Raw genomic sequence first — 24,993 nt, 5'->3', positions numbered from 1 at the left:
CTGGAGGTGGCCAAAAATAATGAAAAAGCTAGTCTATCCGCTTTCGTTACTCATGATCGTCGCGGCGATGACGGCCTGCGGCAACAACAACGCAGCTGACAATAACGGAGCCATGAATCGCGGTGCGCAGACGCAAAGCGCCAATGATCAAGCACACCGCCTGAATGGTTATCAAGCCCCGACATATACACGTGGAAATTACAGCAATACCGGCACACTCGGCACACGCTATGGCAATAACGCCGGTTACGGAACCACAGCAAACAATTATGCAGGCACCCAAGGGTACAATCGAGTGCTGGCTGACCGCCTGGCCACAGCAGCCGACCAGGTACCCGGGGTAGAAAGCGCAACCGCCATCGTTTATGGAAACGACGCGGTAATCGGGGTCAACACCCGTTTTGCCACACTCAATGATACGCGCCAGCGCAGTGTCGTAGAGCAGCAGGTTCTATCCCAGACAAGATCGATAGCGCCTCGGATGAACATCCGCGTCACATCTGATCCGAGCATGATGACGAGAATCCGTAACCTGGATACTACTTTCCGCGGGAATGCTGGCACCACTTACGGCACCACTACTGGAAATGGCTACGGCTACAACGGTACGGGTACGGGCTATCGCCCCGGTACAGGAATCACAGGTGGTAACGGTACGCTCACTGATACCAATCGCACCTTCACCGGAGGTCCGGCAACGGTTCCTGGCAACCTGAGCAACGCTGCAAACGATTTCGGCGCTCTGGTGCGAGACCTCGGCCGTACCGTCACCGCTCCTTTCCGTTAAACGGTTTATGAACGAAAAAAAGAGGAGCATCTCGCTCCTCTTTTTATTTTTTCACCATATCTGGCACTTTCACCACAGGCTCTTCAACTTGAAGTTCGCCAATGCCGCGCACCAATTTTTTCGCATAAATTTTTTCCGGTTTCAATACGGATACCATGTAGTCGATCGCCAATTGAGGATCCACTGTTTCACCACAGGTGTAGCAATCCAGCGCAGCAAATCCGCGCTCAGGATATGTGTGGATGGATAAATGACTTTCCGAGAGAAGAACCAGAACGGTCGCTCCTTGTGGAGAGAATTGCTTCGCCTGAACACTCAGGACGGTAGCACCACATGCCTCTGCGGCTTCGATCATTTCTTTTTTCAAGAATTCGGCATCATTCAGTAGATCAAACTGAACTCCCCATGTGTCAATGGCAACGTGTCTTCCGAAAGTAGAGTATTCCATCTTTCGGTTCCCCCTTCCTAGCATGTGTAGTATTAAACATCGCTAGGACCTGCGTCATTCACTAACGGGGGCGGTTTCTCTCATGTTATCCACCCTTTAAAGTGAATCCTGGTTCCTAATCCTGTTTTCTCAACGAAATCAAAAATAACATGCTTCGGGCGAATTGACAATACCCTTTTCAAAAATTAAATGTTGGAAAAAGAAAAACGGGCGCATTGCGCGCCCGTCCTCATGTTTGCCCGCGTCGTTACGCTTCCAGCGTGAACAACTGACGCGACAAACCCGCTAATTTTCCGTCGATCGAAGAAACTTTTTCAGGGGCATGTTTCATTGCCCAATTACGCAAATCAAGCCATTTGTCCGTTTCTTTCCGGATCATGCTAATTTGGTCTTCAGCGCCATTCTGTCTGAACAAGCTTTCTAGCTGCTTCTTCATGTCGTGTGTATGATTTTCGAAGACGGAGACTTCCGCATCTTCGGTCACTTCCTGAATACTGATGACCGAACCTTCATCGTAGTGATAGACCACGGTGAAGTTATCATAAATGCGATGGACGATACCATGCCCGCGAAATGCTTTCATCGCTTTGCGCATCGTGTTCGCCAAGTGAATGTCCTTAATCATGTATGAGCTTTCGCAGATGTAATGATTCCCCATGCGCTGGAAGCTCAACTGGATTTCGCCGGACCGGTCGGCCAGAATGACATCCCGATCTCCATTATCGCAAATCTTAACTTGTACATTGATGTTTTCATTTGTGAAGTGCTTGATGAATTGGTCAAGCTCATCTCCACTCATGGTGAAGGTGGCGGTCGCGTAATTGGTAGCCAAACGCTGTGCCATAACTATCGCCTCAATTCTCCTTTTTTGCCAAGCCAGACTAACGCAATACAGTCGATGTTTCCGACTTACGCATCCAAGGAGTGGAGCTAGGTATCAACAAACGAACGTTGCAAAACTTGGCCTTGCCCCGAGAATCGAACATCGATTTGGGTAATGAAGGCGGATCACCTACTTTTAGGATTTCAAACAATCATCCACATTCATTATTATACACAATGCCACCCCAAAAGTCTTGAGAGAAAAGCGGAAGAATTCCAGCAAAAACAGGAAATATCCGTTATCAGCCGGATTCTGCTGAAAAGAACCCCACACTTCTAACGGATATCTCCCGTTTCTTTGGAAATCCAGCTTGATTTACCCGATTTTGGCAGAAGCCTTTTTGATGGCGGTCAGCTCTTCTTCCGACAGATTGTAAATGGACTTGCCCCCCTCTATGGGCTTGGCGTAAGTCCTCGATTCTTCGCGTCCATAGATGCTGGTGATGACAACCCCATTGAGATTATCATCCAAAAGAGCCAAGGAGAAGCTCAGATCGCTTCCCGTATCGCCAAAGGCATTGTAGCGGATCACGCTCAGGTTGGCGCATTGGTTGGCGATTTTCTGTGCGAGTCGATTCAATTGGAACTGCTGATCGCTATGCTTCTGCTTCCACTCGTTCATTTCATCCAGCAATCTGATCAAGCTGCTCTCTAGATTGTCGCCACCTACTCCGGTAAATACTTTGCGATTGAACTTGCGCATCCGGTTGGTACGGACAAACAGGATGGTCAAAAGGATGATAAATAACAGATTGAGAGCGATCAGACCAAGGATCACTTCAGGTGAGACAAATAAAGACATGATCGGCGGCATTCAATTTCTTCCTTTCTAACCTTCACGAGACTAACATACCCTTCCCTATTTTACATATGCGTTGGCCATCCAGCAATTTGATTTGTTTGCTTCTTCATCCGCGGCCAGTTTTTGCATATTTATGCACCAGTCCTTTCCTGGTCAGCAGAGACATGGGCATGCTGACAAAACGGCTGCAAGGAACATGTTGAACACTGCGGCGATCGTTTTCGGCAAGTCTCTTTTCCGTGTTCCACGATCAACGCATGCAGCAGCCCCAGCTCGTCCGGTGTATGCAGCTGTGCCATCATTGCCGATCGGATCGGTCCATATGTTCCTCTTTCTCCGGTTAGACGTTCATGCAAGCGTCTTGCATAAGCATCCCCCGAGATGGCAGGGCGAAGAAACACATAGGCGAGAATCGTGTCTGCAGTCTCCTCTCCAATCCCTTTTATCGAAAGGAGCTGTCGCCGCAGTACTTCGGTCTCCAATGCTGTAGAAGCTGCCTTGTCGATGCCCCCAAGATCCACCAACCAAGCGGACAGGCGAATGATCGTCTCGGCTTTTCTCTGCTGAAAGCCTGCCGAATGAATGACGGGAATCAACTTCTCTGGTGTTTGCCGGGCCAGTATATCCGCTGCGAGCATCTCTTCCCCCTGCATACGAGTAAGAGCCTTGCTCGCATTTGACCATGTTGTGTTTTGAACGAGCACGGAACCGATCATTCGTGCAAACGGATCATCAAGTCCCCACCACCCGTCGATCGTTACCGTCGGATATTGGCCACGAAGCCGTTCGTAAATCATGTGCCACACGAATGGATCACCTCCTTTTTCCCATTATACTGTCTCCATAAGCAAAAACGAAAAAAGCGACACTACTCACATGCGGAGCGCGTCGCTTTTATCCTGAACACTCATAATCCAGATCCATGATCAACCTACCCATCATCCATAATGTTGCCCGGTTACACTTCCAGCAAAAGCATCTCGCGGCGGAGCTGCTTCAGCCTTTCTTTGGAGCGTTTCACCTGTGCCTTGTCATTGTCTTGAATGGCGTCATGCAACGTAGCCAATTCATAATCCAATTCGAGCCGCAGAACGGGAATCCGTTCCTCTGCATCCTTTCGTTTCAACGCCGCAATCACCTGATCCATCGTTACACTGCACGCTTTTTCATAGATCACTTTTTTCTCAGCTCCTTTAATCTCGACTATTCTCACTGCCTCCCCATAGCGGATGTTTTGAACCACAATCTGTCCTTCATCAACAATTTTCACAATCGCGTGCCCCTTTGCCTGCTCGATGAAGCGATAGAGCGTAAAGGCCAATCGGATGTCACGAACAAAGTAGTCACATTCATCAAATTTGAAAGAACCGTTGATTTTTTGAAACGTCAAGGTGCTGGGTCCATCTGATGTGTGAACTTGAAGCTTAAGCTGTTTCTTTGATTCTTTCCAGGCAACATCGAGACCTGCTTCCACCAACGCATGCATCATCTGATGAACAGTGGGGCGATCGAACCATACAGCGACATTGCAGTACTCCAACTCTTTGTGTGCCTTCATACATAAACCCCTCCCGTTTCCTGAAAACTCTGACATATGCGGCGGCGGTCTGTTGAGGGAGTGAGTGGTATATCATATTATTCGACCTTCACTTTTGCTATTCCCTCTTCTGACTTTTTTCTTTTGCTACTTTTTTACCCGCTTTTCCCGATCGCGAATCCTTTTTTTAGATCTTTCTGTTATTTGTTATTATCCGATTTTTCCGACACTTTTTCTACATGAAGTTATTGGGAAAATTCGCTTCGATTATGTTATTATATGGTGGATTTTATCGCATCATCACAGGACAACCGCCTGTTTTGTCCATAGATGTCAAAATTCACTTCCCGGGAGGCGCAAAATTCCTATGGTCTCATTTACAGGATTTCAGCAAGAAGATTTCGATGTTTTTGCCATTGACGGCTTGGATCAACGCATGGAAGCCATCAAAAGCGTCATCCGGCCAAAATTAGTGGCGTTGGGCGAGCATTTCGCACCAGTCCTCAGCGTATCGACTGGCGACGAAATGGTCTATCACGTAGCGAAGCATGCGCGGCGTACGGTGAACCCGCCAAAGGATACCTGGGTTGCCTGGGCCAATGACAAACGCGGCTACAAAAAACATCCTCATTTTCAAATCGGCTTGTGGGGTACGCATCTTTTTGTCTGGTATGCCGTCATTTATGAATCTCCGTTTAAAGAGCAAATCGGACAAGCCATGGAGAAGCAGGTGGAACAGATTCTCAAGACTGTCCCCGCTGATTTCGTATGGTCGCCTGATCATATGCAGCCGGAGAGCACAGCGCAAAGCGAGCTTGGCAAAGATGGTCTGCTCACCCTCATCAATCGCCTGCAGACCGTGAAGAAAGCTGAACTGCTGTGCGGCATTCGCATCGACCGCCATGATCCGATCCTTGCTAATGGTCCGCAATTATTGAAAAAGATTGAGAATTCATTCGCTGTGTTGACACAGCTGTACAATCTGGCGAAGCCAAACGCGGTTGCCTCAGCGCGGTAAGCCTTTGGTAGTCTAGATTATATGCAAAAGAACAGGTCCGCTTTCTCTTGATTTGCGGGTGCCTGTTCTTTTTTGTGTTCGTTATTCCAGTACGTATTCGTCGAGGATGTAATTGCGGTAAATATGCGGCATGATTTGTTCCATGGCGAAGATCAGCTCTTGCTTATCCTCTTCCTTCAGCCGTTTCATCGGCAGCATGTGGGTCATTTGATGAATGGCCCTGCTGAGTGTACTCGTATCTGCGAAGACGAGCGTATTGGTCTGGTCATTTTCATCGATGACGATCATTCGCCAATCTGCGTCTTTTTCCTTTTCCAGGTATACATCCTTGACAATGTATTTGTTTGCCGTCGTCGTCATCTGCATCCTCCCTGTTGCATGCACTTTTGATGTCGTCACTAGTATGGGAGGAATGAAGCGAAAATATGAAGATTACCCGTTCATCCGCTCCAAGCGTTGTAGAGACGATTGCAGCCCGGAGAACATCCGTTCAAAAAGCTGTGCCACGGTCGGCACGTCCTCGATCAAGCCAATCACCTGTCCAGCCCAACCAAACCCGTTTTCGGCATCTCCCTCATAAATAAAGGTCTGGTTATTTTTCCCGCTGATATACGGCTTCAACTGCTCAAAATCGGCGCCTTCAGCTTCCATAGTCAGGATCCGCTCCGATCCTTTTGTTTTCACCACGCGCGCAGGGGCACCGAGCGTCCGCTTGATCACGGCCGTATCGTGCTCCGTGCCTTTGAGCAGCGCTTCCTTATAGGCGGGATGCGCATGTATGCACTCTTGCGTCGCGATAAATCTTGTTCCCATCTCGACCCCTTCTGCTCCAAGCGCGAGAGCTGCCAGGATGCCACGACCATCCCCAATCCCCCCGCTTGCCAGCACGGGAATCTTGACGGCATCCACCACCCGCGGGATCAGGACAAATGTGCCGATATCATCGCGTCCAAGATGCCCGCCCCCTTCCTGACCGACTGCCATGACCGCATCGGCACCAATGGACTCGGCTTTTTGTGCCTGCCTGACCGCCGCGACCAGGACCAGCTTCTTCACATCGTAACCTTCCATTCGTTTGAACAGGGGCTCTGGATTACCGCCTGTCACGGATATCACCTTCACCCCTTCCTCCAAGGCGACCTCCAGCATGTGCTCATAGGGGCGGTTATGCTGTCCGATCGCAAAGTTCACACCAAACGGGCGATTTGTCATTTTTTTCGTTTTCTGTATTTCCTCACGGAGGGCTTCCGGTGAAGGCAAGGACATCGCCGTAATTTGCCCCAAGCCGCCTGCATTGGAAACGGCTGCAGCCAGCTCCGCATAGGCGAGGTAGGCTAGTCCTCCTTGCACCACCGGATATTGGATTTGCAACAATTCCGTTACACGTGTTTTCATGAATTTTCCACCTCCACTTTTTCACTTCTCGACTAAGCAAACCTTCTCCTGCCCACCCTAGCAATAGTCATGAAAATTCCCTTGCTTTCCGACCTGTTTTTGCTATACTCAATTTGTTTGTTTTTTCCCCTTATTCTTATAGGCAAGCGAGGCGATTCCCTTGAGACAAGCGAAAACTCCGTTATTTTCTGGACTGTTGGAGCACGCAAAACGAAACCCGATCCAATTTCACATTCCTGGCCACAAAAAAGGCATGGGGATGAATCCGACGTTCCGCGAGTTTTTGGGAGAAAATGCGCTGTCCATTGACTTGATTAATATCGCCCCGCTCGATGACTTACATCATCCCAAGGCGATGATCAAAGAGGCGCAGGAATTGGCAGCCGAAGCGTTCGGCGCAGACCATACATTCTTTTCGGTACAAGGGACAAGCGGGGCCATCATGGCGATGATCATGGCGACTTGCAATCCCGGCGATAAAATCATTGTCCCGCGCAATACGCACAAGTCCGTCATGGCAGCGATTATTTTTGCCGGTGCCATGCCGATCTTTATTCACCCCGTCATGGATGAGCGGCTGGGCATCTCCCATGGCATCACACCAAAAGCGGTGGAAAAAGCTTTGCAGCAGCATCCGGATGCAAGCGCGGTGCTCGTGATCAATCCTACCTACTTCGGTATCGCGGGAGACCTGCGGCAAATCGTCCGGATCGCCCATAATTATGAAGTACCTGTATTGGTTGATGAAGCGCACGGCGTTCATATCCATTTTCACGATGAGATGCCCATCTCCGCGATGCAGGCAGGTGCGGATATGGCCGCGACCAGCGTGCACAAGCTTGGCGGCTCATTAACCCAAAGCTCGATTTTGAATGTGCGTGAAGGACTGGTGGATGTCAATCGCGTGAAAACCGTACTCAGCATGTTGACGACCACTTCGACGTCCTACATACTGCTGGCATCGCTGGATATGGCCCGTCAGCATCTTGCCCTTAACGGACATCAGCTGGCTGAGCAAGCGATTCGATTGGCGAATCGTGCCCGCGACCTGATCAATGAGATCCCGCGTCTGTATTGTGTCGGCCCAGAGATTTTGGGGCAGCCTGCCACCTATGCCATGGATCCGACCAAAGTGCTCATTCATGTGCGCGACCTGGGGATTACCGGCTGGGAAGTGGAAAACTGGCTGCGGGAAAAACATCGCATCGAAGTGGAAATGAGCGATCTGTATAACATCTTGTGCTTCGTGACCGCAGGAGATACGGAGGAAACCATCCAAGCGCTTGTGGGTGCGCTGCGCGATCTGTCCGTGGAATTTTCCCATGCGCAGCCGGAGGAGAGACCGAAAATCTCACTTCCAAAAATTCCGGTTGTTTCCCTCTCGCCCCGTGATGCTTTTTACGCGGAAACAGAAACCATTCCACTGGAGGAATCCGCTGGCCGCATTATTACCGAGTTTCTGATGGTGTATCCGCCGGGCATTCCGATCTTCTTGCCAGGAGAGGTCATTACAGAGGATAATATTGAGTATATCCAACAAAACATTCGTGCTGGCCTGCCTGTGCAAGGCCCAGAGGATGAAACCCTGCGCACGATCAAAGTCGTCAAACGACAAACAGCGATTTCCGGTTAAGACTGGCTGGATCGCCAACCTTCCAGCATCTTTCGTAAATATTCAAACCAACCAATGAAGAGGCCTCCGGTGCATGTTGCATGAATGAATCGGAAAGCCTCTTCTTTTTTGAAGACATGTTGGCTTGCTCATTGGTTACCCTACTTCGTCAAAGGAGGCCCATCAGATGCCTGACTGGTCCTATCATCCCCTCTTTCGTCCCCTGCTCTTTTCCCTTTCCGCGGAAAAAGGGCGCGATCTTGCGTTAACGGCGATGGGGACACTTGCTTCTTTGCCTTTTGGTCCCGCTGTGATTGAACTGCTTGGTCACATGGAGCCGCCAGAACAGCTGAAAACCAGCTATTTCGGCATTTCATTTGATTCCCCTGTCGGACTTGGCGCAGGTCTTGATGTCCATGCCAGAGCCTTGCCTGCCTTGGCCAAATTTGGTTTTGGCTACCTGGAGGCAGGACCCGTAACCGTTCTTCCCGTCAAAACGGAGCAGCCCATTCAACGGATCACTGGAACGGCCGACATCTTTTATCCGGATCCTCCCCCCAATGATGGGGCAGCGGCATGGGTCAACCGGTTGCAAAGAATCGGTACGCTTCCCGTCCCGCTTGCCATGCGAATCGGATGTTCGATTGCCTCTTCTCCTGCGAAAGCTGCTTATGAGCTCCTTACACTCATGGAGCTGCTGGAGCCGTACTGCTCCTTTTTTACAGTAGAAATCCCAAGGCAAATTCAGTCACAGGAATGGTCACTAACGGAATGGCGCGAGCTCCTTTCTATCGTGAAAGAACAGAAGCGTGGCGACTTGCCTTTGCTCTTATGTATCCCTCCAAATATCCGGGAAGATGTCGCTACACAGCTGCTTGAACCGGCTTTGGAAACCGGATTCGCAGGGGTGTTGATCGGCGGCGGCATCGAGGCTGCTGATCACGCTGCCCGTATCGTGGGGGGATCAACCTTTCCCCAAAGTCTGGAGTTGGTACGCCACATTCGCAAATGGGCCGGAGAAAGTCTGCCCATTATTGCTTCGGGAGGGATTCAGGAACCAGCCGATGCCCTTCTGATGCTGGATGCTGGCGCTTCTTTGATCCAGCTGCACAGCGGGCTGATCTACTCTGGTCCGGGATTGCCCAAACGAGTGAACGAGGCCATCGCCTTTTACCAAGCGCAAGACGCAGCTATTCTTCCTCATTCGCAAAAAGAAAACCGATCCATCCCAAGCTGGGTCTGGGCAGCCATTCTTGGCGCCGGCATGATCATCAGTGGAATCATCGCTTGGCTGGTGGCAGCTACCTCTGTCGTTTTGCCCTATGATCTGAGCTTTCTCAGGATGGATGCCACCGAGCTGGATGCACTGAATCCGCTTCTGCTTCCTTTCATGTCGCATGACCGCATCAGCCTTGCCGGCACCATGATATCGATCGGCGTGATCTATCTGCAGTTCGCGATCTTTCCTTTGCGAAGGGGCATCGCTTGGGCCCGCCACATTTATATTGCTTCCAATACAGTCGGATTCGTCAGCTTCTTTCTGTTTATCGGGTACGGCTATTTTGACTGGCTACACGCATTTCTTGCCCTGCTGCTGTTTCCCTTCTTTCTCTTGAGCCTGCGAGGCTTGCACAGTGTTGCAGGGCAGCCATCCCTGCCGCCTAACTTGGTAAATGATTCACAATGGAAACGCGGACTGTGGGGACAGCTCTGCTTTGTGATCATTGGTTGCGGATTGCTCGGAGCCGGTCTGATCATCTCGCTGATCGGGGTCACTCACGTTTTTGTTCCTTCCGATCTGGCTTTTCTAGGTGCTCACGCTCATCAGCTGCATGGCGAAAATGAACGGTTGATCCCGCTTATCGCCCATGATCGCGCCGGCTTTGGAGGCGCCCTCGTGTCGGATGGAATCGCTGTTCTGCTGCTATCATTATGGGGGTTTCGCCAGGGAGAGCGCTGGATCTGGTGGACCCTGCTCACAGCCGGCTTTCCCGGTTTTCTCGCAGGGATTGGGGTACATGTATCCGTAGGTTATCTGGATTTTTGGCATTTATTTCCTGCTTATGTTGCTTTTTTGCTGTTCCTGGTTGGACTTTGGCTCTGTTATCCTTATTTGTGCAAGCAAGCTCCTCTTGTTTCAAATGCGAAATGAAATAAGGTACAAAATGAAGCAGGCGCGATGGCCTGCTTCTGATTATTCTTTATTCGTTTTCTTTCGTGTAATTGCTGCATTCGCAGTCACAAACTCCGTAAAGCGTTTTCACTTGATTCGATTCAAAATGATCAATGATCTTTCCACATTCTTGACATACAATCGTACCCACAAGTAATCCCCTCCCAAAACATTGATCGTAAACATTATCTGTACTTGATTGAGCAATTGTTATGTTACATTTATTTTATTATGCCATACCAATTGGCGTCAATAGACAATTATTTACGGGTTTAAGAGATGGATACGTAGATGTATATTCATTATCCTTTTTAACTAGTATGTCACAATCACGTTTTTGCCTGCTGATTGTGTAACCATCTCACCAAATCGGCCAGCACTTGGTCGCGTTCCGGTTCATTCAAAATTTCGTGGTAAAAGCCGTCATATTCGATATACTGCTTTTCAGGATACGGCAATTCCCGGGCAAACGCCGCCACTGCCACAGGGTCAACCAGTTGATCCGCACCCGCTTGCATGATCAATGTGGGGAGCCGAAGCTGATCTTTCTCCTTCCAAGCCAATTCCATGGCGCGCAGCAGCTCATTAAACCAACGTACGCTTGCCTTTGGGTAATTCAACGGATCGGTTTGGTACTGCACGCGCACCGTCGAATCTCTGGTGACCATCTCAGGAGTAATGCCATTGGCAATCCGCAGCGTGGGCCACACTCTGTTCAGATAGCCGGCCAGTTCGACCTTCCAGCGTGGTACGGCAAGCTTTAATTGCAGACAGGGTGAGCTGAGAACCAGTCCGTCCAAGCGCTCAGCCCCGTATACTTCCGCATATCGCACGGCAACCAATCCCCCCATGCTGTGACCAAACAGATACAATGGCAACTCCTGGGGAAGCTGATTTCTCGCCGCATCCACCCAGCTGTCTACTGTCCCCAGATAATCATCGAAGGAATCAATATGGCCCTTTCTTCCGTCGGCTTTGCCCCAGCCGGGAAGATCTCCTGCCCATGCTTGAAAACCATGATCGTTCAAAGCTCGTACAACGTGAGAATACCGCCCATGATGCTCGCCCGTACCGTGCACCACTACAACGGCGCCTCTAATCGGCTCCTTTTCCCAATGGAACACTTCCATCCCGCAAACTCCTCCCACTCCGATCCTTCCATGCCTTTGGCTGGGCTTTTTGTAGTATTTATGTATAACGCAAAAATTTCCTCTCTGGTTTTACGAAAAAAATAGAGCAGAAGCGAAGGCTTCTGCTCCCTTACCGTCGTCGTTAGTATTGGTCATCAAATTGCAAGGCAGGCAGATTTTCTTGGAAGAAATGTGCCAATGCTTCCGCCTCTGCAAAAGAATCCAGTCGGAAAATACGCTTCAGTGTGTTGGGGTCAATCGCATCCTCTGAACTAAGAATGGTCGATTGCCCGGTTTGCATACAGATGACTAACGGTTTCCCATAAAAACGATGGGTAAAGACAATTCCAAAATCATGACGTGACTGATCAGAGGCGAGTCCCATAAAGCGGACTTGCGCGGTTTCCGACACATCATACAAATTGTCGTATCGATCCATGCGGCAATCACTCCATTCTTTTTTAAAATTCAGATTTCTTATTATTGTACCATTTATTTCCGTATCCGTCACGGGTGATCGCCGATTGACAGCTACGTTTTTTCAATGGCTTATCCTTCATTTTGCCTTATAAAGGAAAATCTATGCATCACTGGTTAGAGGTTTCATCAGTCATTGTAGTTGGGGAAGGGAAAAACAGGCGGGGCTGTATTCTTGCCACACCTGCATGGGTGAGTATTCCATAGAAAATAAAAAAGGAGGGTCTCTGTCCCTCCTTACATATGCGAATTCTCCAAGCTTATTTACTGATTAGCTGATATTGGCCTGGCTCAAAAACGGTGAACGATCTTCGCTCTCCTGGATCCAGCGAACCTTTTCAACGCCGTGCAGCGCTTCTGCCAAAAAGGAAAGGCACTCAAAGAACAAGCCGACAACCGCTCTGCTGTAGCGTTCCTCCAGCTGCTCCAGGGCATATGTCAGGCGGAAGATGATCGGCACACTGCTCCGGCTGGTTTCAATGACCTCTCGCCCTGCTTGCGTGGGATATACGTGAACCACACGTCCATCTTGATCAGACTTCTCTATCGTCACCAAATTTTTTTCCATCAGCTTTTTAATATGGATGACGATGGAGGATGGATGCCAGAAAGTCCAATCCGCGATCTGTGTCACGCGTACCCCCTCATAACAGTAGATAATCCATAGAATATTCAGTTGCACCGACGAGTCCAGACCTACCTGCTTCGCCGCTCTCTCCCAATCTTCTTTATTGACAACGTTAATGGCTCGCAACGTATTTAACGTCTCGTAAACATGTCGAACGGACACGTCTTGCATGGACACACTCCTCCACTGATTCGTCTCTTTTTTCTATTTATTTTCGTTAATTTTTTTACATTGTACACTTTTCTGAAAAGACTAGCAATTGTTTTCCTTCGTCGCTTTCCTGTGTCAAAGTTGTCAAAGGGAGGAAGGAATGCTACACTACTTGTTGGAAATAAGTTTGTCGCGTATGGGAGTGAAGGTCCACGTGAATATGCAATCGGCCTATATTTATCTAGTAGAAGGCTCCACTGTCACGCAGGCAACGCTTGCGGATGTAAAATCGACGTTGCAGCACTATATGGAAACCACTAAAAAAACGGGACAACAACTAGGATGGACATACAGCGATGTGGCTTTCCCTTATCAGCTGGAAGAAAAGCACGACGGCACGAATGCATGGTTATTGCTTCGCGGCAAAGATCCAAAATCGTATAAATATATCATCATCGGTGTAGGTTCCAAGGAAGAGAACGGGAAAGAAGTACATTACATTCAGGTAACACTGCCTGAAGCTGGGACTCAGGGCGATTACAACAAAGCCAACGAGTACTGCCGGTTTATCGCCCGCGAATACAAGGGAGAGCTCCATTTATTCAATAATCGCGTTCAATATTTTCAACCGCGTAAACCTTAATTCGTAAAATGTGGCTATGCCCGTTTTTTGGCGAAGCCTTCGTCGACGAGTGAAAAACAGTCCTGATTCTTCAGTGACTGTTTTTTTCTTTCCTCCATATGTTGATACCAAGGGAGGGATGAATGCTGGAGACAAGTGAATTTATCAATTTGGTGGCAGGTCCAGCCCAGCGAAGTTACTTGGATCATCATATTTTTGCGTCGGTGACCATCGCACAAGCCATTTTGGAATCGGGATGGGGGAAATATATTCCCGTAGATCCCGCTACACAGCGGTCCTCCTATAATTTGTTCGGGATCAAAGGAGTCGGTCCAGCCGGCTCTGTGCGCATCGCCTCTCAGGAAGTGGAGAATGGTCAAACCATCACGCGTGTCTCAGAATTCAAAGCCTATTTTAATTTTCAGCAATCCATCGATGATCATGCCCAATTTCTCTTGCAGCCGAAGTACAAGCAGGTGATCACCGCCAGCGACCCATTTGCAGCAGCCCACGCTCTGGAGACAGCCGGATATGCCACGGATCCCAGCTATGCGGAAAAATTGTCCAATCTCGTTCGCACTCATAATCTGACCCGGTTTGATCTGGTGGAGCCGGCTGTCCCAGCGGTCCCGCCATGGAAGCTCGACATCGGCAAACGCGCGCTAAATGAAGGCTTGCTTACCGATCCAGAATGGCTTACCAAGCTGGATGAACCCATGCCGACTTGGGCGGTGTTAACCGTTGCGCTCCGGGTGCTTGATAAAGCCAGAGGCATTCCGTAGGGAAAACAGCAAAAAGGTTCTCCTCTTGGGGAGAACCTTCCAGCGTCAACGTCCTATGTTATGAAGCTTGTGAAATGGTTTCAGATCTTGACAGCGAATAAAATCTTCCATCAATCATCCTGATCCCCAGGTCGACACAATACACCGCGCTGTCCGTGACTCCATACAATACCCATTCCGATGAGTGATGGTTGATATCGAAATCGGTATAGGAATCCATGCCATCATTTCGGACTTCCAAGCGGTCAGTCACGTCATACAGTCTGAGCACAAACGGAAGTTCTGCAAACGGTATCGCGAACTTCTGTTCCACTTCCTGTCGATAACCGTCTGTCATGTGCCATGTGGCCAAAATCGATTGCTCATCTTTCCAAGCAATCCGTATACTCGGGCCATCGACGTCTGTGGAGGAACGTGCGGAGTTGTTCTTCATTCGCTTCCATCTTCCCTTTCTTAAGCAAACTAGCGATAAAGGCCTTTCCTTTTCGTGCTTATATTATACCATGACCCAGATAAATGTGAAACCGCATACAGGCTGTAACTCTCCCTAAAATACAGTTGGCATACACCAGTCCAGCTGATGTATGCCTGATCGGTACGTCATTATCTGCCTACAGTAAAGCTGTTTTCACCAACGACTACGTAATCCTTGTATTTTTCTGTTTTCATTTTTAATTGCACTTTGTAAGTCCCGTACTTGGACAGCTTCGTGGAGACGAATGGCTGGGAGAAGTAAAAACTGGACCCGTTCTTGGTGGAATAGGTCACCTCTTTGTCTTCCACCTCTTTGCCATCCGGATCGATCAAAGCGAGCTCCATTTTCAGCTGCTTCGCTTCAGGCGCCCCGTCCACTTCTACAAACACGCCGAAAGTCCGCGGCACATCTTTGTCATTGTACGTTTTGATCGGATTGCTGAAGACAATATTTTTGCCCTTTACCTGCTGGATGCCTTCCAGGATCAAAATATTGACTTTTGGTTTTTCCACGCTCAGCTTGCCCGTTTTTCCGTCATAGCTGGTAAATCCGCCCAGTGAATGGACAATCTTTTCAACCGAGGAGGATTCGGAGGCGGGAACACTTGTATCGATCCGGTCTTTTCCCATCCATATGCGAATCTGACCCTCACCAATGGCGGTTGTGGCGACGCCGGCAATCATCATGGTCATCAGTGCAGTCATCCAAACTTTCTTCATCTTGCAGTCCTCCAATATCATGTACACCATTGTGGATAATTCGTACCGTTTACTGATTCATATACTTATACGCATCAGGAAGAAAATAGTTGTGGTGTTTTTGATAATTTTTTCAACAAAATCCACAATATCCACAGGCAGAAAATGGACTAGATTTTCGACTTATGCACATGGGTGTTAATAACTTCCAGTATTGCCGAAAATACAACAAGACCTTCTCCTAGCAACAGGCTGGAAAAGGAAATGAGAGGACTGCCGTGTATAAAGCCTTTTTTCTTACATGTTTATGCCGTCAAGATACAAAAAAACGCCATAGCCTGGCGTTTTTTTTATATTTATGCGGATTCCGTCGCTTTCTTTGCCAAATAGCCGGTGACCATCCGAAGCGCCACTTCAATCGCCTTTTCATCAGGTTCAATCTTGGCATGATGCAGTCCATATGGCGTATTCACGCCCAGCCAGAACATAAAACCGGGGATCTCTGCAAGCATATAGCCAAAGTCCTCTCCTGTCATCGCTTCGGAGCAATGGATCACTTCGATGCCCGGCTGCTCTTGGGCCCACTCCATGAATAGCAGCGTCTCCTGCTCGTCATTAAAGACCTGACAGTAATTGGAGCCATAATCGATGGAAGCCTTGCATGCAAATCCTGTTTCAATCCCTTGGACGAGCGCCTCGATTCGCCCTTTTATTTTTGTCATCGATTCCATGGAAAGTGTGCGGATCGTTCCCTCGATGCGCGCTTTCTCGGCAATGATGTTTTGCTTGGTGCCGCCCTCGATCTTCCCGATGGTCACGACTCCTGAATCAAGCGGATCGATATTGCGGGCGATGATTGTCTGTAATTGAGTAACCAAATGGCTGGCTGCGACCACCATATCATTGGCCCGATGCGGATAGGCGGCATGGCCCCCTTTCCCCGTCAATTCGATAAACAGCTCCGATGTGTTGGCAAACAGGATGCCCGGGCGAGTCGCGATGGTGCCTACCGGATACTCTGGCGCGATATGCAGGGCATAAATCAGATCGGGACGCCACGCTGCGAATTCTTCACTTTCCAACAGCGGTTTCGCTCCTCCTGGGCCTTCTTCCGCTGGTTGGAAGATAAACAGCAAGTCATCTTCCACTGGATGATGGACAAAGTGGGTCAGCACACCCAGCGCAATGGCCATGTGCATGTCGTGACCGCAAGCATGCATATATCCTTCGTGCGTGGAACGAAATGGGTAATTGGTCTCCTCCGCAATCGGAAGACCATCCATGTCGGTTCGCCAGGCGATCATTTTGCGCGGATGGCTGCCCTTCACTTTGACCAGGATGCCAGTGCGCCATGTCTTGATATCGATTCGATCCTGGGGAAGATTTTGCAGATAATCCAGGACATATCGCTGTGTCTTGAATTCCTGGAAGCCCGGCTCCGGAATGAGATGAAGCTCCCGGCGTATTTGGATAAATGTTTCTACGGACATGCGCTTCTTCCTTTCTTATGCAGTTGGCGCTCGATATGAAACATCCGCCCATCCTTGGCAAAAGAATGAGCGGATGTTACCATCTGACCTACAATTGGCGAAGCTCTTGCTTAATCTCTGTTTTCGCTTTTGTTTTTTCGTCAATTTGCTTGATGACACGCGCTGGTGTGCCAGCCACGACCGTATACGGCGGAACGTCTTCGATCACTACCGCTCCCGCAGCTACAACCGCTCCTTTACCGACACGAATCCCTTCCAGAATGACCGCATTGGCGCCAACCAATACGTCATCTTCAATGATGACAGGCTGTGCCGATGGTGGCTCGATGACACCCGCAACGACCGCGCCAGCACCGATGTGGCAGTTTTTCCCGATCGTGCCACGACCGCCTACCACCGCGTTCATGTCGATCATGGTGCCTTCCCCAATGACAGCCCCAATGTTGATGGTCGCGCCCATCATGATAACGGCATTGTTTCCGATGGTGACTTGGTCACGAATGATCGCACCTGGCTCGATCCGCGCCTGAATGCCTTTTGCATCGAGCAGCGGAATCGCGGAGTTGCGGCGATCGCTTTCTACCACATAATCTTCAATCTGCGCTTGGTGCTGTTCCAAAACAGGCTGGATTTCTTTCCATTCGCCAAACAGCACGCCAACTCCGCCTTGAATGAAGCTTTTCGTATTGGCGCCAAAATCAATGCCATCGAGCTGGCCTTTAATATGTACTTTCACTGGCGTTTTTTTCTCGCTCTTTTGAATAAACGAGATAATTTCATTTGCATCCATCATGTTCATGTTCTTTTCCTCCTAATTGGCTTCCATATTTACATACAAAAAATGCAATGAGTCAAGGATCGCCTTACTCATTGCATGTCATACTCTCGCAAATCATAAATAGCGCTCCATGAAAGTCTCCTTCCATGACAGGATGAATGTTTTTCACGATTCACCCCAGCTCCGGTCGCTCGGGGCAACAGCCGGAACTTCGGCGCATTGGCCTTTCCTTCTCTTCACGTTCCCCAACCTCGTCAAAGAAAAGAAGTAATCATCCGTTGCGCACCTCTATTTAGACAAACATATGTAATTGCTATTAACTGTATCAAATTCCTCTTCCGGTGGCAACCATCTATCTTCTCGTATTCACGTTTGCATGTTACAATTTATAACCCAATGTCTTTGAAACGGAGGAGAATCTCTATGCGGCAATGTGAACCTGCTCTATCCATCCGCCCTTTCCACGAGGTGGATGCCCATTCCCTTTTGGAGGTGCGCGTGAGAAATCGAGAATTTTTGCAGCCTTTTGAGCCTATACGGCCGGAATCCCATTTTACCCTGGAAGGATGTCAGGACCATATCGCTGCAGCCGGACGCGACTGGCAGGAGGACAAGGCTTACGCATATGGCATTTTTCTGGACGATCAGTTGGCAGGCCGGGTTGCTTTGGCCAATGTCTCCCGCGGTGCTTGGCAGAATGCGACGATCGGGTATTTTATGGATCAGCAGCATAATGGAAAAGGCTATATGACAAAAGCGGTACGGCTTGCTGTCACGGAAGCCTTCGACAAGCTCGGCCTGCATCGTGTGCAAGGTGCCGTTATGCCGCGCAACGTCGCTTCCATCAAGGTATTGGAGAAAGCGGGCTTCCGTTATGAGGGCTTGTCGCTGCGTTACTTGAATATTCATGGCGTATGGGAGGATCATGTGATCTATGCCATCACGAGTGAGGATTTGCAGAAGCAGGATGAATATTAGAAAACCTTGGTTCCGCCAAGTCTTTGGTGAAGCCTTCGTTTGTCTTATGTCACTGAAATTATATATCGACAAAAAAACTTGCCCCTTGTTATAAGAGGCAAGTTTTTGTCTTTTATTTCAGTACAATTGTAGTTGTAAAGACTTGTTCCTGTTCGACTCTATCGATATCCTTGTCATCTACATCGTGACGTCTGTCAACTTTACACTCATTATTCGCAAGCTCGTGGGTGATCCGGATCGTATACTTTCCTGGCTTCGCATCGTTTGCTTTAATGATGGATTCCAGGTTCAGCGATTTCATGCCGGATTTATCCCCAAAGTCCCGTTCACTCTTTGGCCGGATCGTCTTGATCACTTTGCCTTCGTAGAGAATGTCGACTTTATTTTGGGAGAAAATATTGCCGCCAAAATTCTGTTTTTCTCCAAAATAGTTCACATCGTATTCCCAGCGCACATCCGGAACGTTCAAATAGGTACGGTTCGATTTGGAGCCCTTTTTAATCCGTTTGGTCCCATAGTTGGCCACATGATTCGCCTTCATGGTCAAGGCATCATACTTGGACAGCTCGGATAGAGAGTTGATTTCCACACTTCCGTTTTCCGGCAGTTCCTCTCCCTTGTCCGTCTCCAGACGAATTGGAATTAGCTGCGGGCTTGGACCGGATTCATCAGCCTCGCAGGTCAAGGATGCCAACACAGGCGGCTCGTCTTCAATGATGCGGATGCTGCCGCACCACTGCGTCTTTGTGTTTCCCTTGCTGATGTATCTGATATTGTGCGTCCCAACGCCAAACGAAGCAATATTGAGCCCGGTATGATCCCAGTTCAATCGGGCAGCATCTACGACCACATTGTTTACAGCCCAGATACCCGGACCTTCTTCTTCATCTGCCCGGCTTCCATGCTCCATATGGTCAGCTGACGTGGTAATCCAGATTTCATGCAGCGGGTCTTGATAGATATCAAGCGTCGTGGTGGATGACTTCAGATTGATTTTTTCCAGCTCCAGATCGGAGTCATCGTTCGATTTTGTCATGATGTCCAACGTGGCCAGCGCTTGACTTGGATCGCACGTATTCGTTGCAGGACTCTCTCCCACTGGCACGTCAATTTGCACTTGGCTCGGGGTGGCACCATCAAAACCATCCGGTTGATAGTAGACGGTTACGGTCATCCCGCGGAGCGTTTCAGGGAGCATGACTTCAAAATCTCGCTCATTCGTTGTTGCCTGATTGGTCCCGTTTACGTACCATCTCCCGGGTGTATCCGCACTCAGCTGGATAATAGCCGGCACACTGGGAGCCGTGATTTTTTGACCCGGTGCTATTTTTTGCTTTTCCCCATTCACGATCTGGTAGATCGGGGGCAATCCGATTTCGAGCGTGATTCGCCACTCTTCCGCCCCTTCCTTCAGCGGCTTATAGGCGATCTCATAGGAGCCGGCTTCCAAGGTACCCGTATTGTATCGGAGTCCGTACGCACCTTTTAACTCCGTGGCCGATCCCTTGGTATATACCTTCCACGTTCCCTGTTCGCCCGCATAAAACCTCATGGAGCCACTGCTGGCGAAAATGGTCTGCGTAGAGCCCGACGCAATCAGCGGTCCTGTGGCATCCGTTCCTTGGTAAACATTGAGACTGGACGCTGGCTCCTCGACGATAAATTTCACGCTGACCGTCCCCGCCTGGCCATTGCCATCCTCCGCGATAAAAGTCAGGAGATGCTCGCCAGCGGAAAGAAGGGATGCCGGAATCGTAAAGCGCGGTACCTTCCAAGGAAGCACATGCTCTGGGGAACTTACCTCCCCGCGATACTCAACCAGCTCGGTTCCGTCTAAAATGACTTTTTTGCGGTTAACCGCATTCTTCCCCTCTGACGAATACGTATATTGCAGTATATCAATATCCAGCGGAGTATTGGCCGGCAAGATAAACTCATTATTGCGCACCCAGTTCCATCCATTTTCATTTAATCCAACGACCTGGTAATCATTGAAGGAAATCTGGTGATGGAGCGGCTTTTTTACTGTGGCCACGTTCTTTTGGCTCTGCAGCGCTGCATTAGCCGCAGCGGCATTGGAACGGTTGGCTGCGCCGGCGTCACCAACAGGGACGACGCCTGCAACCAAAAGGACGGTAGCCAGCAGGCAGGTAACAGATCGTTTCACTCTATGTCCCTACTCTCTTTCTTTTTGATAATCGTATTCTGTAGTATATTACCACGATTCACTCATTCATTTCGACACTGAAAAGCTGGTATTTCGTGAAAATTGTCGCCACATTAGCGGATATCCTTGCCCCGCAGCTGGGCAATCCCTTCTTTGCAGACCCCATACGGCAGCCATGAGCAGCCTGCACACAATACATCCAGATCGTCCGGGGCTACTTTTTCGCGGGTCAAGGCCACCAGCTCCGACTTTTGGTACGACTGATTTTCCTGCAAGCCGAGATGACCGATCACATTGCGATCAAGCGTCTGTACGTGCTCTTCGGATCCTTCATTGGCTTCGCAGGCTACTGCGCCCTTATGGGGACAGACCTGACAGGTCATATCAAAGCCTCTGATCACCTGGATCGGAAAATCAGTATCGACATCCCGAATCTGCTCCACGACACTTCGCATTTTTTCGACAAATGCCGGACTGTATCCCATGCCGCGAAATCCGTGCACGCACAGGAGATGATGTCCGCGCAAGACTACTTTCTCCATAGATCCCCGTCCCGTCATCCCTTTCTTTCTATCATAACACATGCAAGCGCTTTTCTTGGGACAAAATAGCAATAACATCAAGAAGGAGAGGTTACCTGGATGAGTCGGATGGATACAAAACAGAAAAGTCGTATGGGCACGGGAACGATCTTGGGCATCATTTTTGGTACATTGGCCTTGCTCATTGTCCTCACCTATGTGACGTTATACAGCTGAAAACGTTTTGGGCGGAACGAAAAAAGACCCGGCACTGGCTAACAGCCGTACCGGGTCTTTTTTCGTTGCGAGTGTGAATGTTGTCAGGCTTTTACAATACGTACGAGTACGTAAGCATCATCGTACACTTTTGCTTTAATTTTTACAGGATAATCATATGGATTCGTAAATTTAAAGTCCAATGCACCATAGGCTACCGTCGCATCTTTGCCTTGGGGAACATACGGAACCGTCTTGCTGTGTGAATGGCGCTCGACCATCACCATCCCCGCTTTCTCCGCCGCATTGAACAAGGTAGAGGATACTTGGCAGATCCCGCCGCCGTAATCTTCGACCAGTTTTCCGCCAACGTAGGTACCTGCTTGCTTCCAGCCATCTCCTGCAATATTGGAGTTGCCGACGGTCTCATTGTACGAGAATGTTTCGTTTGGGCCAATCTCGACACCATTGATTTGTTTCGCGGCTTTTCTCACATTATGAATGCGCTCGTCCGTGCTGGTGAACATCGTCGTCACGTAGATGCCCAGAAGCGATGGGGACTGGCGTGTAAGAATCTTTTTCAAATCCTTGTCCATCTTGTCATCCAAAAACGGGGAGGTTTGTTCATTCGCAGCTGCGGCTTTCGCATCGGCTGCTTGCGGGAATCCGCCCAAGAGGACTCCGCAAGTCAAGAACAGGGCAAGTGCCGCGATTGTGATACGCTTTTGATTCATGCTAAGCATTCCTCCTGTTTTTCTATCGATTTATGTTTATGTCAACGACCATTTCAGGCGAAAGAAAAACCAGCCATCAGCTGGCCGGCAATCTAATTAACGCTACATCATGTTTTGTTGAGGGGTTGTAGTTGCTACAATTGGAGTCTACTACACGGCGGGGATCCGGCTCAATGCAAAAAAAGTGGAAGGAGAAGAAAAAGACGGATCTCTCCGTCTTTTGGCTTCGAATTTATGCCGTTGGCAGCATGCCTGCTGCGTAATGCTTGCTTGTGTTCTTTTCTGCCGTCTCCAGCGAGATTTCAACAGGAAACTGATAGCGGGCTGCCAGTTGCTCCAGTAGTTCTCGCGAGCGGTCCAGCTGCCGGCGATCCGCCTTGAACTGCTCCTGTACGCCTTGCTGATATTTTCCGCCGACCAATCCGATCTGATTGATCATCACGGTGCAGCCGCGGCCCTCGATCTTACCGCTGGTCGCGTGTGTGCAGATCCGCAGGAATACATTCTCTCCCAGCTTGTTCAGCTGCAGCGGATAATCATAATCCGCATAATCGTAGTCCCACATGCTGCCGCGGATAAAGCCCAGCTCATGCAGCACATCATCCAGCTCAGCAAATGAAAATTCCTGACCTACCAGATTCGTTTCAATGTTTTTCATCTTGGTTCTTCCTTCCGTCGTATGCCTTCTTAGCTCATACTATAGAAGGAAGAGCGCTCCGCATTTGTGATGTTTCTCACAAAAATCGTGACGAAATCATGAGCATTACCGTTCAGGGACCACAGCATCCCAATCGGGCAGGAGCCTTTCCGCTTCACTGACCGGCAGCTCTTGCACACTGCGCAGGCGTCTTTCGATGGCACGGGTGCGAACGGCCGCTGTTTCGATGGTGCTGCTCGCTTCCTGCAGTTTTTTCTGTGTTTTGGCGAGCACGTCTGCAAACTTCCCAAATTCGGTTTTCACCGCGCCCAGCAGCTGCCAGACCTCGCTCGACCGCTTTTGGATCGCGAGCGTGCGGAAGCCCATCTGCAAGCTGTTCAGCAAAGCTGTCAGCGTCGTCGGGCCGGTAATGATCACCCGGTACTCCCGCTGCAGCGTGTCCCATAGGCCGCTTCTGCGCAGCACCTCCGCAAACAAGCCTTCGATCGGCAAAAACATAATCGCAAAATCTGTCGTATATGGCGGCTCCAGATATTTCTCCCGTATCGTTTTCGCCTCCAGCTTGATGCGCGCTTCCAGCTGCTTCGCCGCTTCCTGGGCAAGCAGCACATTGCCTTCTTCCTGCGCATCGAGCAACCGCTGGTAATCCTCGAGCGGAAATTTCGAATCGATCGGCAAGTATATATGGCCTGATTCTTCGCCAGCCGGCAGCTTGACCGCAAATTCCACGCGATCGGCCGAACCTTGTTTGGTCGCTACATTTTGCTCATACTGCTCCGGGCTCATCATCTGCTCGAGCAGATTGCCCAGTTGGATTTCCCCTAATGTGCCGCGCGTCTTCACATTTGACAGCACTTTTTTCAAATCGCCCACACCCGAAGCCAATGCCTGCATCTCGCCCAGCCCTTTGTGGACCTGCTCCAGACGCTCACTGACCAGCTTGAAGGAATCCCCCAATCGCTGTTCCAGTGTGGCATGCAGCTTCTCGTCGACCGTCTGCCGCATCTGCTCCAGCTTTTTATTGTTATCCTCCTGCAAAAAGGTAAGCTTTTGCTCCATCGTCTCTCTGACCTGTCCCAGCATCTGCTCGTTCAGACGGGTCATTTCTCCCAGACGGTCCGCAAAGCTGTCCAGCAGATGCTTTTGCTGTGTGGCCATCTCGCCCATATTGGCCATCAGCGTACGATTCATCAAGCTCAGGGATTGGTGCAGCTCTTCCCGATTCTGTTTCGCGGTCAGACTGCCCTCCTGGCGGTTGTGCGAAATCTCCTCGCGCATGCTTTTCTCCAGCTTGTCCAGGCCATTTTGCAAGACAGCAAAACGGGACTCCCACTCTCTGCCGCGATCATCAGGTGCCTTGCGGGTCAGCAGGATCAATACCAGCACCAGCATGATCAGGTTGAGACCTACCGAGGCCACCATCAGCCATTCATTCATTGTTGTACCACCTCTTGCCACATACAGATTGTCTTGTATCTATACTTTACCATAGTTGCCCAGATAAAGCGAACAATCGTTCTTATGCTATGGTACCAGCTAAAAAAATAACCCGGAAGCATTTTGTCCGGATCATTTCTGTTTTTCCTTTTCCATGGCCTGGATTCTTTGCTGCAGCTCATGCACTTCTTTCTCCAGCTGTTGGGTACGGCTTTGACTTGTTCGATTCGCCAGCCGGACGACGAAATACACCACGGAAATCATGATGAAGAGGGGGATGGAAAGAAAGAGTAGCTGGATGCCGATGGTGCTGCTTTCCAGCGAAATGCTTCCTAAATCGATCATGGGAAAACACTTCCTTTTCTATTGAGCGTCATCCTTATTTTACCAGACGAAAA

The 24,993-nt window shown here is 49.5% G+C and carries 28 protein-coding genes and 1 riboswitch; of the genes, 7 read left to right on the top strand and 21 right to left on the bottom strand.

The features are described from left to right. Positions 1 to 19 precede the first annotated feature (19 nt). Positions 20 to 787 (top strand): YhcN/YlaJ family sporulation lipoprotein, encoded by a 768-nt coding sequence (locus EIZ37_RS26240; protein WP_205683847.1) that lies wholly within the window; start codon positions 20 to 22, stop codon positions 785 to 787. Positions 788 to 830: 43 nt separating this feature from the next. On the opposite strand, the gene speD is transcribed toward EIZ37_RS26240, so the two are convergent. The 5 genes from speD to EIZ37_RS16650 all read right to left on the bottom strand — a co-directional run bounded on the left by speD (position 831) and on the right by EIZ37_RS16650 (position 4,477). Continuing rightward, a complete protein-coding gene (gene speD / locus EIZ37_RS16670; RefSeq protein ID WP_134685896.1) occupies positions 831 to 1,235 on the bottom strand; it encodes an adenosylmethionine decarboxylase in 405 nt (134 codons plus the stop codon). Between the two features lie 247 nt (positions 1,236 to 1,482). Further along, positions 1,483 to 2,079 (bottom strand): hypothetical protein, encoded by a 597-nt coding sequence (locus EIZ37_RS16665; RefSeq protein WP_134685895.1) that lies wholly within the window; start codon positions 2,077 to 2,079, stop codon positions 1,483 to 1,485. 354 nt (positions 2,080 to 2,433) lie between these two features. Further along, positions 2,434 to 2,931, bottom strand: a complete 498-nt coding sequence (locus EIZ37_RS16660; RefSeq protein ID WP_235828067.1) for a DUF4446 family protein — start codon at positions 2,929 to 2,931, stop codon at positions 2,434 to 2,436. Between the two features lie 119 nt (positions 2,932 to 3,050). Further along, a complete protein-coding gene (locus tag EIZ37_RS16655) occupies positions 3,051 to 3,716 on the bottom strand; it encodes an endonuclease III domain-containing protein (protein ID WP_235828074.1) in 666 nt (221 codons plus the stop codon). Between the two features lie 161 nt (positions 3,717 to 3,877). Continuing rightward, positions 3,878 to 4,477 (bottom strand): hypothetical protein, encoded by a 600-nt coding sequence (locus EIZ37_RS16650; RefSeq protein WP_134685893.1) that lies wholly within the window; start codon positions 4,475 to 4,477, stop codon positions 3,878 to 3,880. Positions 4,478 to 4,823: 346 nt separating this feature from the next. On the opposite strand from EIZ37_RS16650, the gene EIZ37_RS16645 reads away from it, so the two are divergent. After that, positions 4,824 to 5,474, top strand: coding sequence for a YktB family protein (locus EIZ37_RS16645; RefSeq protein WP_134685892.1), 651 nt, complete (start codon positions 4,824 to 4,826; stop codon positions 5,472 to 5,474). Between the two features lie 81 nt (positions 5,475 to 5,555). On the opposite strand, the gene EIZ37_RS16640 is transcribed toward EIZ37_RS16645, so the two are convergent. Both EIZ37_RS16640 and EIZ37_RS16635 read right to left on the bottom strand, forming a co-directional pair. After that, positions 5,556 to 5,834 (bottom strand): hypothetical protein, encoded by a 279-nt coding sequence (locus EIZ37_RS16640; RefSeq protein WP_134685891.1) that lies wholly within the window; start codon positions 5,832 to 5,834, stop codon positions 5,556 to 5,558. Positions 5,835 to 5,906: 72 nt separating this feature from the next. Then, entirely contained in the window at positions 5,907 to 6,869 is a 963-nt protein-coding gene (locus EIZ37_RS16635; RefSeq protein ID WP_134685890.1) for an NAD(P)H-dependent flavin oxidoreductase, read from the bottom strand. A gap of 160 nt (positions 6,870 to 7,029) precedes the next feature. Here EIZ37_RS16635 and EIZ37_RS16630 point away from each other — a divergent pair, with 160 nt between their 5' ends. Beyond that, positions 7,030 to 8,502: an aminotransferase class I/II-fold pyridoxal phosphate-dependent enzyme gene (locus tag EIZ37_RS16630; protein ID WP_134685889.1), complete on the top strand. Its 1,473-nt coding sequence runs from the start codon at positions 7,030 to 7,032 to the stop codon at positions 8,500 to 8,502. Positions 8,503 to 8,668: 166 nt separating this feature from the next. Then, the gene (locus EIZ37_RS16625; protein WP_134685888.1) at positions 8,669 to 10,633 is read left to right on the top strand and encodes a dihydroorotate dehydrogenase; all 1,965 of its coding nucleotides are present in this window, start codon (positions 8,669 to 8,671) and stop codon (positions 10,631 to 10,633) included. Between the two features lie 49 nt (positions 10,634 to 10,682). On the opposite strand, the gene EIZ37_RS16620 is transcribed toward EIZ37_RS16625, so the two are convergent. The 4 genes from EIZ37_RS16620 to EIZ37_RS16605 form a co-directional block, all read right to left on the bottom strand. Then, positions 10,683 to 10,805: a GapA-binding peptide SR1P gene (locus tag EIZ37_RS16620; protein ID WP_134685887.1), complete on the bottom strand. Its 123-nt coding sequence runs from the start codon at positions 10,803 to 10,805 to the stop codon at positions 10,683 to 10,685. A gap of 178 nt (positions 10,806 to 10,983) precedes the next feature. Beyond that, entirely contained in the window at positions 10,984 to 11,784 is an 801-nt protein-coding gene (locus EIZ37_RS16615) for an alpha/beta hydrolase (RefSeq protein ID WP_134685886.1), read from the bottom strand. Between the two features lie 142 nt (positions 11,785 to 11,926). Further along, entirely contained in the window at positions 11,927 to 12,223 is a 297-nt protein-coding gene (locus EIZ37_RS16610; RefSeq protein WP_134685885.1) for a DUF3055 domain-containing protein, read from the bottom strand. A 309-nt stretch (positions 12,224 to 12,532) separates the two neighbouring features. Further along, positions 12,533 to 13,060 carry a MarR family winged helix-turn-helix transcriptional regulator gene (locus EIZ37_RS16605; protein WP_134685884.1) on the bottom strand — a complete coding sequence of 176 codons (528 nt, stop codon included), beginning with the start codon at positions 13,058 to 13,060 and terminating at the stop codon, positions 12,533 to 12,535. A gap of 193 nt (positions 13,061 to 13,253) precedes the next feature. Here EIZ37_RS16605 and EIZ37_RS16600 point away from each other — a divergent pair, with 193 nt between their 5' ends. Next, complete coding sequence (locus EIZ37_RS16600; RefSeq protein WP_134685883.1) at positions 13,254 to 13,682, top strand: DUF1885 family protein; 429 nt, start codon at positions 13,254 to 13,256, stop codon at positions 13,680 to 13,682. Between the two features lie 125 nt (positions 13,683 to 13,807). Next, a complete protein-coding gene (locus EIZ37_RS16595; RefSeq protein ID WP_134685919.1) occupies positions 13,808 to 14,443 on the top strand; it encodes a glycoside hydrolase family 73 protein in 636 nt (211 codons plus the stop codon). 58 nt (positions 14,444 to 14,501) lie between these two features. On the opposite strand, the gene EIZ37_RS16590 is transcribed toward EIZ37_RS16595, so the two are convergent. From EIZ37_RS16590 to dapD, 4 genes are all read right to left on the bottom strand, one after another. After that, on the bottom strand, positions 14,502 to 14,876 hold the full coding sequence (locus tag EIZ37_RS16590; RefSeq protein ID WP_134685882.1) for a DUF4912 domain-containing protein: 375 nt from the start codon (positions 14,874 to 14,876) through the stop codon (positions 14,502 to 14,504). A gap of 170 nt (positions 14,877 to 15,046) precedes the next feature. Further along, the gene (locus EIZ37_RS16585; RefSeq protein WP_134685881.1) at positions 15,047 to 15,637 is read right to left on the bottom strand and encodes a hypothetical protein; all 591 of its coding nucleotides are present in this window, start codon (positions 15,635 to 15,637) and stop codon (positions 15,047 to 15,049) included. Between the two features lie 335 nt (positions 15,638 to 15,972). Beyond that, positions 15,973 to 17,106: an N-acetyldiaminopimelate deacetylase gene (locus tag EIZ37_RS16580; protein ID WP_134685880.1), complete on the bottom strand. Its 1,134-nt coding sequence runs from the start codon at positions 17,104 to 17,106 to the stop codon at positions 15,973 to 15,975. Between the two features lie 88 nt (positions 17,107 to 17,194). Beyond that, positions 17,195 to 17,905: a 2,3,4,5-tetrahydropyridine-2,6-dicarboxylate N-acetyltransferase gene (dapD, locus tag EIZ37_RS16575; RefSeq protein ID WP_134685879.1), complete on the bottom strand. Its 711-nt coding sequence runs from the start codon at positions 17,903 to 17,905 to the stop codon at positions 17,195 to 17,197. Positions 17,906 to 17,997: 92 nt separating this feature from the next. After that, a riboswitch (Lysine riboswitch) is annotated at positions 17,998 to 18,183 on the bottom strand. A gap of 124 nt (positions 18,184 to 18,307) precedes the next feature. On the opposite strand from dapD, the gene EIZ37_RS16570 reads away from it, so the two are divergent. After that, complete coding sequence (locus tag EIZ37_RS16570) at positions 18,308 to 18,862, top strand: GNAT family N-acetyltransferase (RefSeq protein WP_235828066.1); 555 nt, start codon at positions 18,308 to 18,310, stop codon at positions 18,860 to 18,862. A gap of 112 nt (positions 18,863 to 18,974) precedes the next feature. Here the strand turns inward: EIZ37_RS16570 and EIZ37_RS16565 are convergent, their stop codons facing one another. From EIZ37_RS16565 to EIZ37_RS16540, 6 genes are all read right to left on the bottom strand, one after another. Continuing rightward, positions 18,975 to 21,029, bottom strand: coding sequence for a hypothetical protein (locus EIZ37_RS16565; protein ID WP_134685877.1), 2,055 nt, complete (start codon positions 21,027 to 21,029; stop codon positions 18,975 to 18,977). A 113-nt stretch (positions 21,030 to 21,142) separates the two neighbouring features. Then, positions 21,143 to 21,571 carry a DUF1284 domain-containing protein gene (locus EIZ37_RS16560; protein ID WP_134685876.1) on the bottom strand — a complete coding sequence of 143 codons (429 nt, stop codon included), beginning with the start codon at positions 21,569 to 21,571 and terminating at the stop codon, positions 21,143 to 21,145. Positions 21,572 to 21,870: 299 nt separating this feature from the next. After that, a complete protein-coding gene (locus EIZ37_RS16555; RefSeq protein ID WP_134685875.1) occupies positions 21,871 to 22,500 on the bottom strand; it encodes a VanW family protein in 630 nt (209 codons plus the stop codon). 232 nt (positions 22,501 to 22,732) lie between these two features. Further along, a complete protein-coding gene (locus EIZ37_RS16550; protein WP_134685874.1) occupies positions 22,733 to 23,158 on the bottom strand; it encodes a YugN family protein in 426 nt (141 codons plus the stop codon). Positions 23,159 to 23,263: 105 nt separating this feature from the next. After that, the gene (locus EIZ37_RS16545) at positions 23,264 to 24,595 is read right to left on the bottom strand and encodes a DNA recombination protein RmuC (protein WP_134685873.1); all 1,332 of its coding nucleotides are present in this window, start codon (positions 24,593 to 24,595) and stop codon (positions 23,264 to 23,266) included. Between the two features lie 132 nt (positions 24,596 to 24,727). Next, positions 24,728 to 24,940 carry a hypothetical protein gene (locus EIZ37_RS16540; RefSeq protein ID WP_134685872.1) on the bottom strand — a complete coding sequence of 71 codons (213 nt, stop codon included), beginning with the start codon at positions 24,938 to 24,940 and terminating at the stop codon, positions 24,728 to 24,730. Positions 24,941 to 24,993 lie beyond the last annotated feature (53 nt).

The organism is Brevibacillus migulae (genome assembly GCF_004521915.1).
GTDB classification, from domain to species: Bacteria; Bacillota; Bacilli; order Brevibacillales; family Brevibacillaceae; genus Brevibacillus_F; species Brevibacillus_F migulae.
The sequence above is the reverse complement of the archived record's forward strand: the minus strand, read 5'-3'. Positions and strand labels throughout refer to the sequence as shown.

Excerpts from the sequence above, each read along its gene's own strand:
- EIZ37_RS16545 (WP_134685873.1), bottom strand. The coding sequence starts at position 24,595 with ATGAATGAATGGCTGATGGTGGCCTCGGTAGGTCTCAACCTGATCATG.
- dapD (WP_134685879.1), bottom strand. The coding sequence starts at position 17,905 with ATGAACATGATGGATGCAAATGAAATTATCTCGTTTATTCAAAAGAGC.
- EIZ37_RS16625 (WP_134685888.1), top strand. The coding sequence starts at position 8,669 with ATGCCTGACTGGTCCTATCATCCCCTCTTTCGTCCCCTGCTCTTTTCC.
- EIZ37_RS16615 (WP_134685886.1), bottom strand. The coding sequence starts at position 11,784 with ATGGAAGTGTTCCATTGGGAAAAGGAGCCGATTAGAGGCGCCGTTGTA.
- EIZ37_RS16590 (WP_134685882.1), bottom strand. The coding sequence starts at position 14,876 with ATGAAGAACAACTCCGCACGTTCCTCCACAGACGTCGATGGCCCGAGT.
- EIZ37_RS16605 (WP_134685884.1), bottom strand. The coding sequence starts at position 13,060 with ATGCAAGACGTGTCCGTTCGACATGTTTACGAGACGTTAAATACGTTG.
- EIZ37_RS16660 (WP_235828067.1), bottom strand. The coding sequence starts at position 2,931 with ATGCCGCCGATCATGTCTTTATTTGTCTCACCTGAAGTGATCCTTGGT.
- EIZ37_RS26240 (WP_205683847.1), top strand. The coding sequence starts at position 20 with ATGAAAAAGCTAGTCTATCCGCTTTCGTTACTCATGATCGTCGCGGCG.
- EIZ37_RS16645 (WP_134685892.1), top strand. The coding sequence starts at position 4,824 with ATGGTCTCATTTACAGGATTTCAGCAAGAAGATTTCGATGTTTTTGCC.
- EIZ37_RS16570 (WP_235828066.1), top strand. The coding sequence starts at position 18,308 with ATGCGGCAATGTGAACCTGCTCTATCCATCCGCCCTTTCCACGAGGTG.
- EIZ37_RS16655 (WP_235828074.1), bottom strand. The coding sequence starts at position 3,716 with ATGATTTACGAACGGCTTCGTGGCCAATATCCGACGGTAACGATCGAC.
- EIZ37_RS16555 (WP_134685875.1), bottom strand. The coding sequence starts at position 22,500 with ATGAATCAAAAGCGTATCACAATCGCGGCACTTGCCCTGTTCTTGACT.
- EIZ37_RS16550 (WP_134685874.1), bottom strand. The coding sequence starts at position 23,158 with ATGAAAAACATTGAAACGAATCTGGTAGGTCAGGAATTTTCATTTGCT.
- speD (WP_134685896.1), bottom strand. The coding sequence starts at position 1,235 with ATGGAATACTCTACTTTCGGAAGACACGTTGCCATTGACACATGGGGA.
- EIZ37_RS16665 (WP_134685895.1), bottom strand. The coding sequence starts at position 2,079 with ATGGCACAGCGTTTGGCTACCAATTACGCGACCGCCACCTTCACCATG.
- EIZ37_RS16635 (WP_134685890.1), bottom strand. The coding sequence starts at position 6,869 with ATGAAAACACGTGTAACGGAATTGTTGCAAATCCAATATCCGGTGGTG.
- EIZ37_RS16585 (WP_134685881.1), bottom strand. The coding sequence starts at position 15,637 with ATGAAGAAAGTTTGGATGACTGCACTGATGACCATGATGATTGCCGGC.
- EIZ37_RS16640 (WP_134685891.1), bottom strand. The coding sequence starts at position 5,834 with ATGACGACGACGGCAAACAAATACATTGTCAAGGATGTATACCTGGAA.
- EIZ37_RS16610 (WP_134685885.1), bottom strand. The coding sequence starts at position 12,223 with ATGGATCGATACGACAATTTGTATGATGTGTCGGAAACCGCGCAAGTC.
- EIZ37_RS16560 (WP_134685876.1), bottom strand. The coding sequence starts at position 21,571 with ATGGAGAAAGTAGTCTTGCGCGGACATCATCTCCTGTGCGTGCACGGA.
- EIZ37_RS16540 (WP_134685872.1), bottom strand. The coding sequence starts at position 24,940 with ATGATCGATTTAGGAAGCATTTCGCTGGAAAGCAGCACCATCGGCATC.
- EIZ37_RS16580 (WP_134685880.1), bottom strand. The coding sequence starts at position 17,106 with ATGTCCGTAGAAACATTTATCCAAATACGCCGGGAGCTTCATCTCATT.
- EIZ37_RS16650 (WP_134685893.1), bottom strand. The coding sequence starts at position 4,477 with ATGAAGGCACACAAAGAGTTGGAGTACTGCAATGTCGCTGTATGGTTC.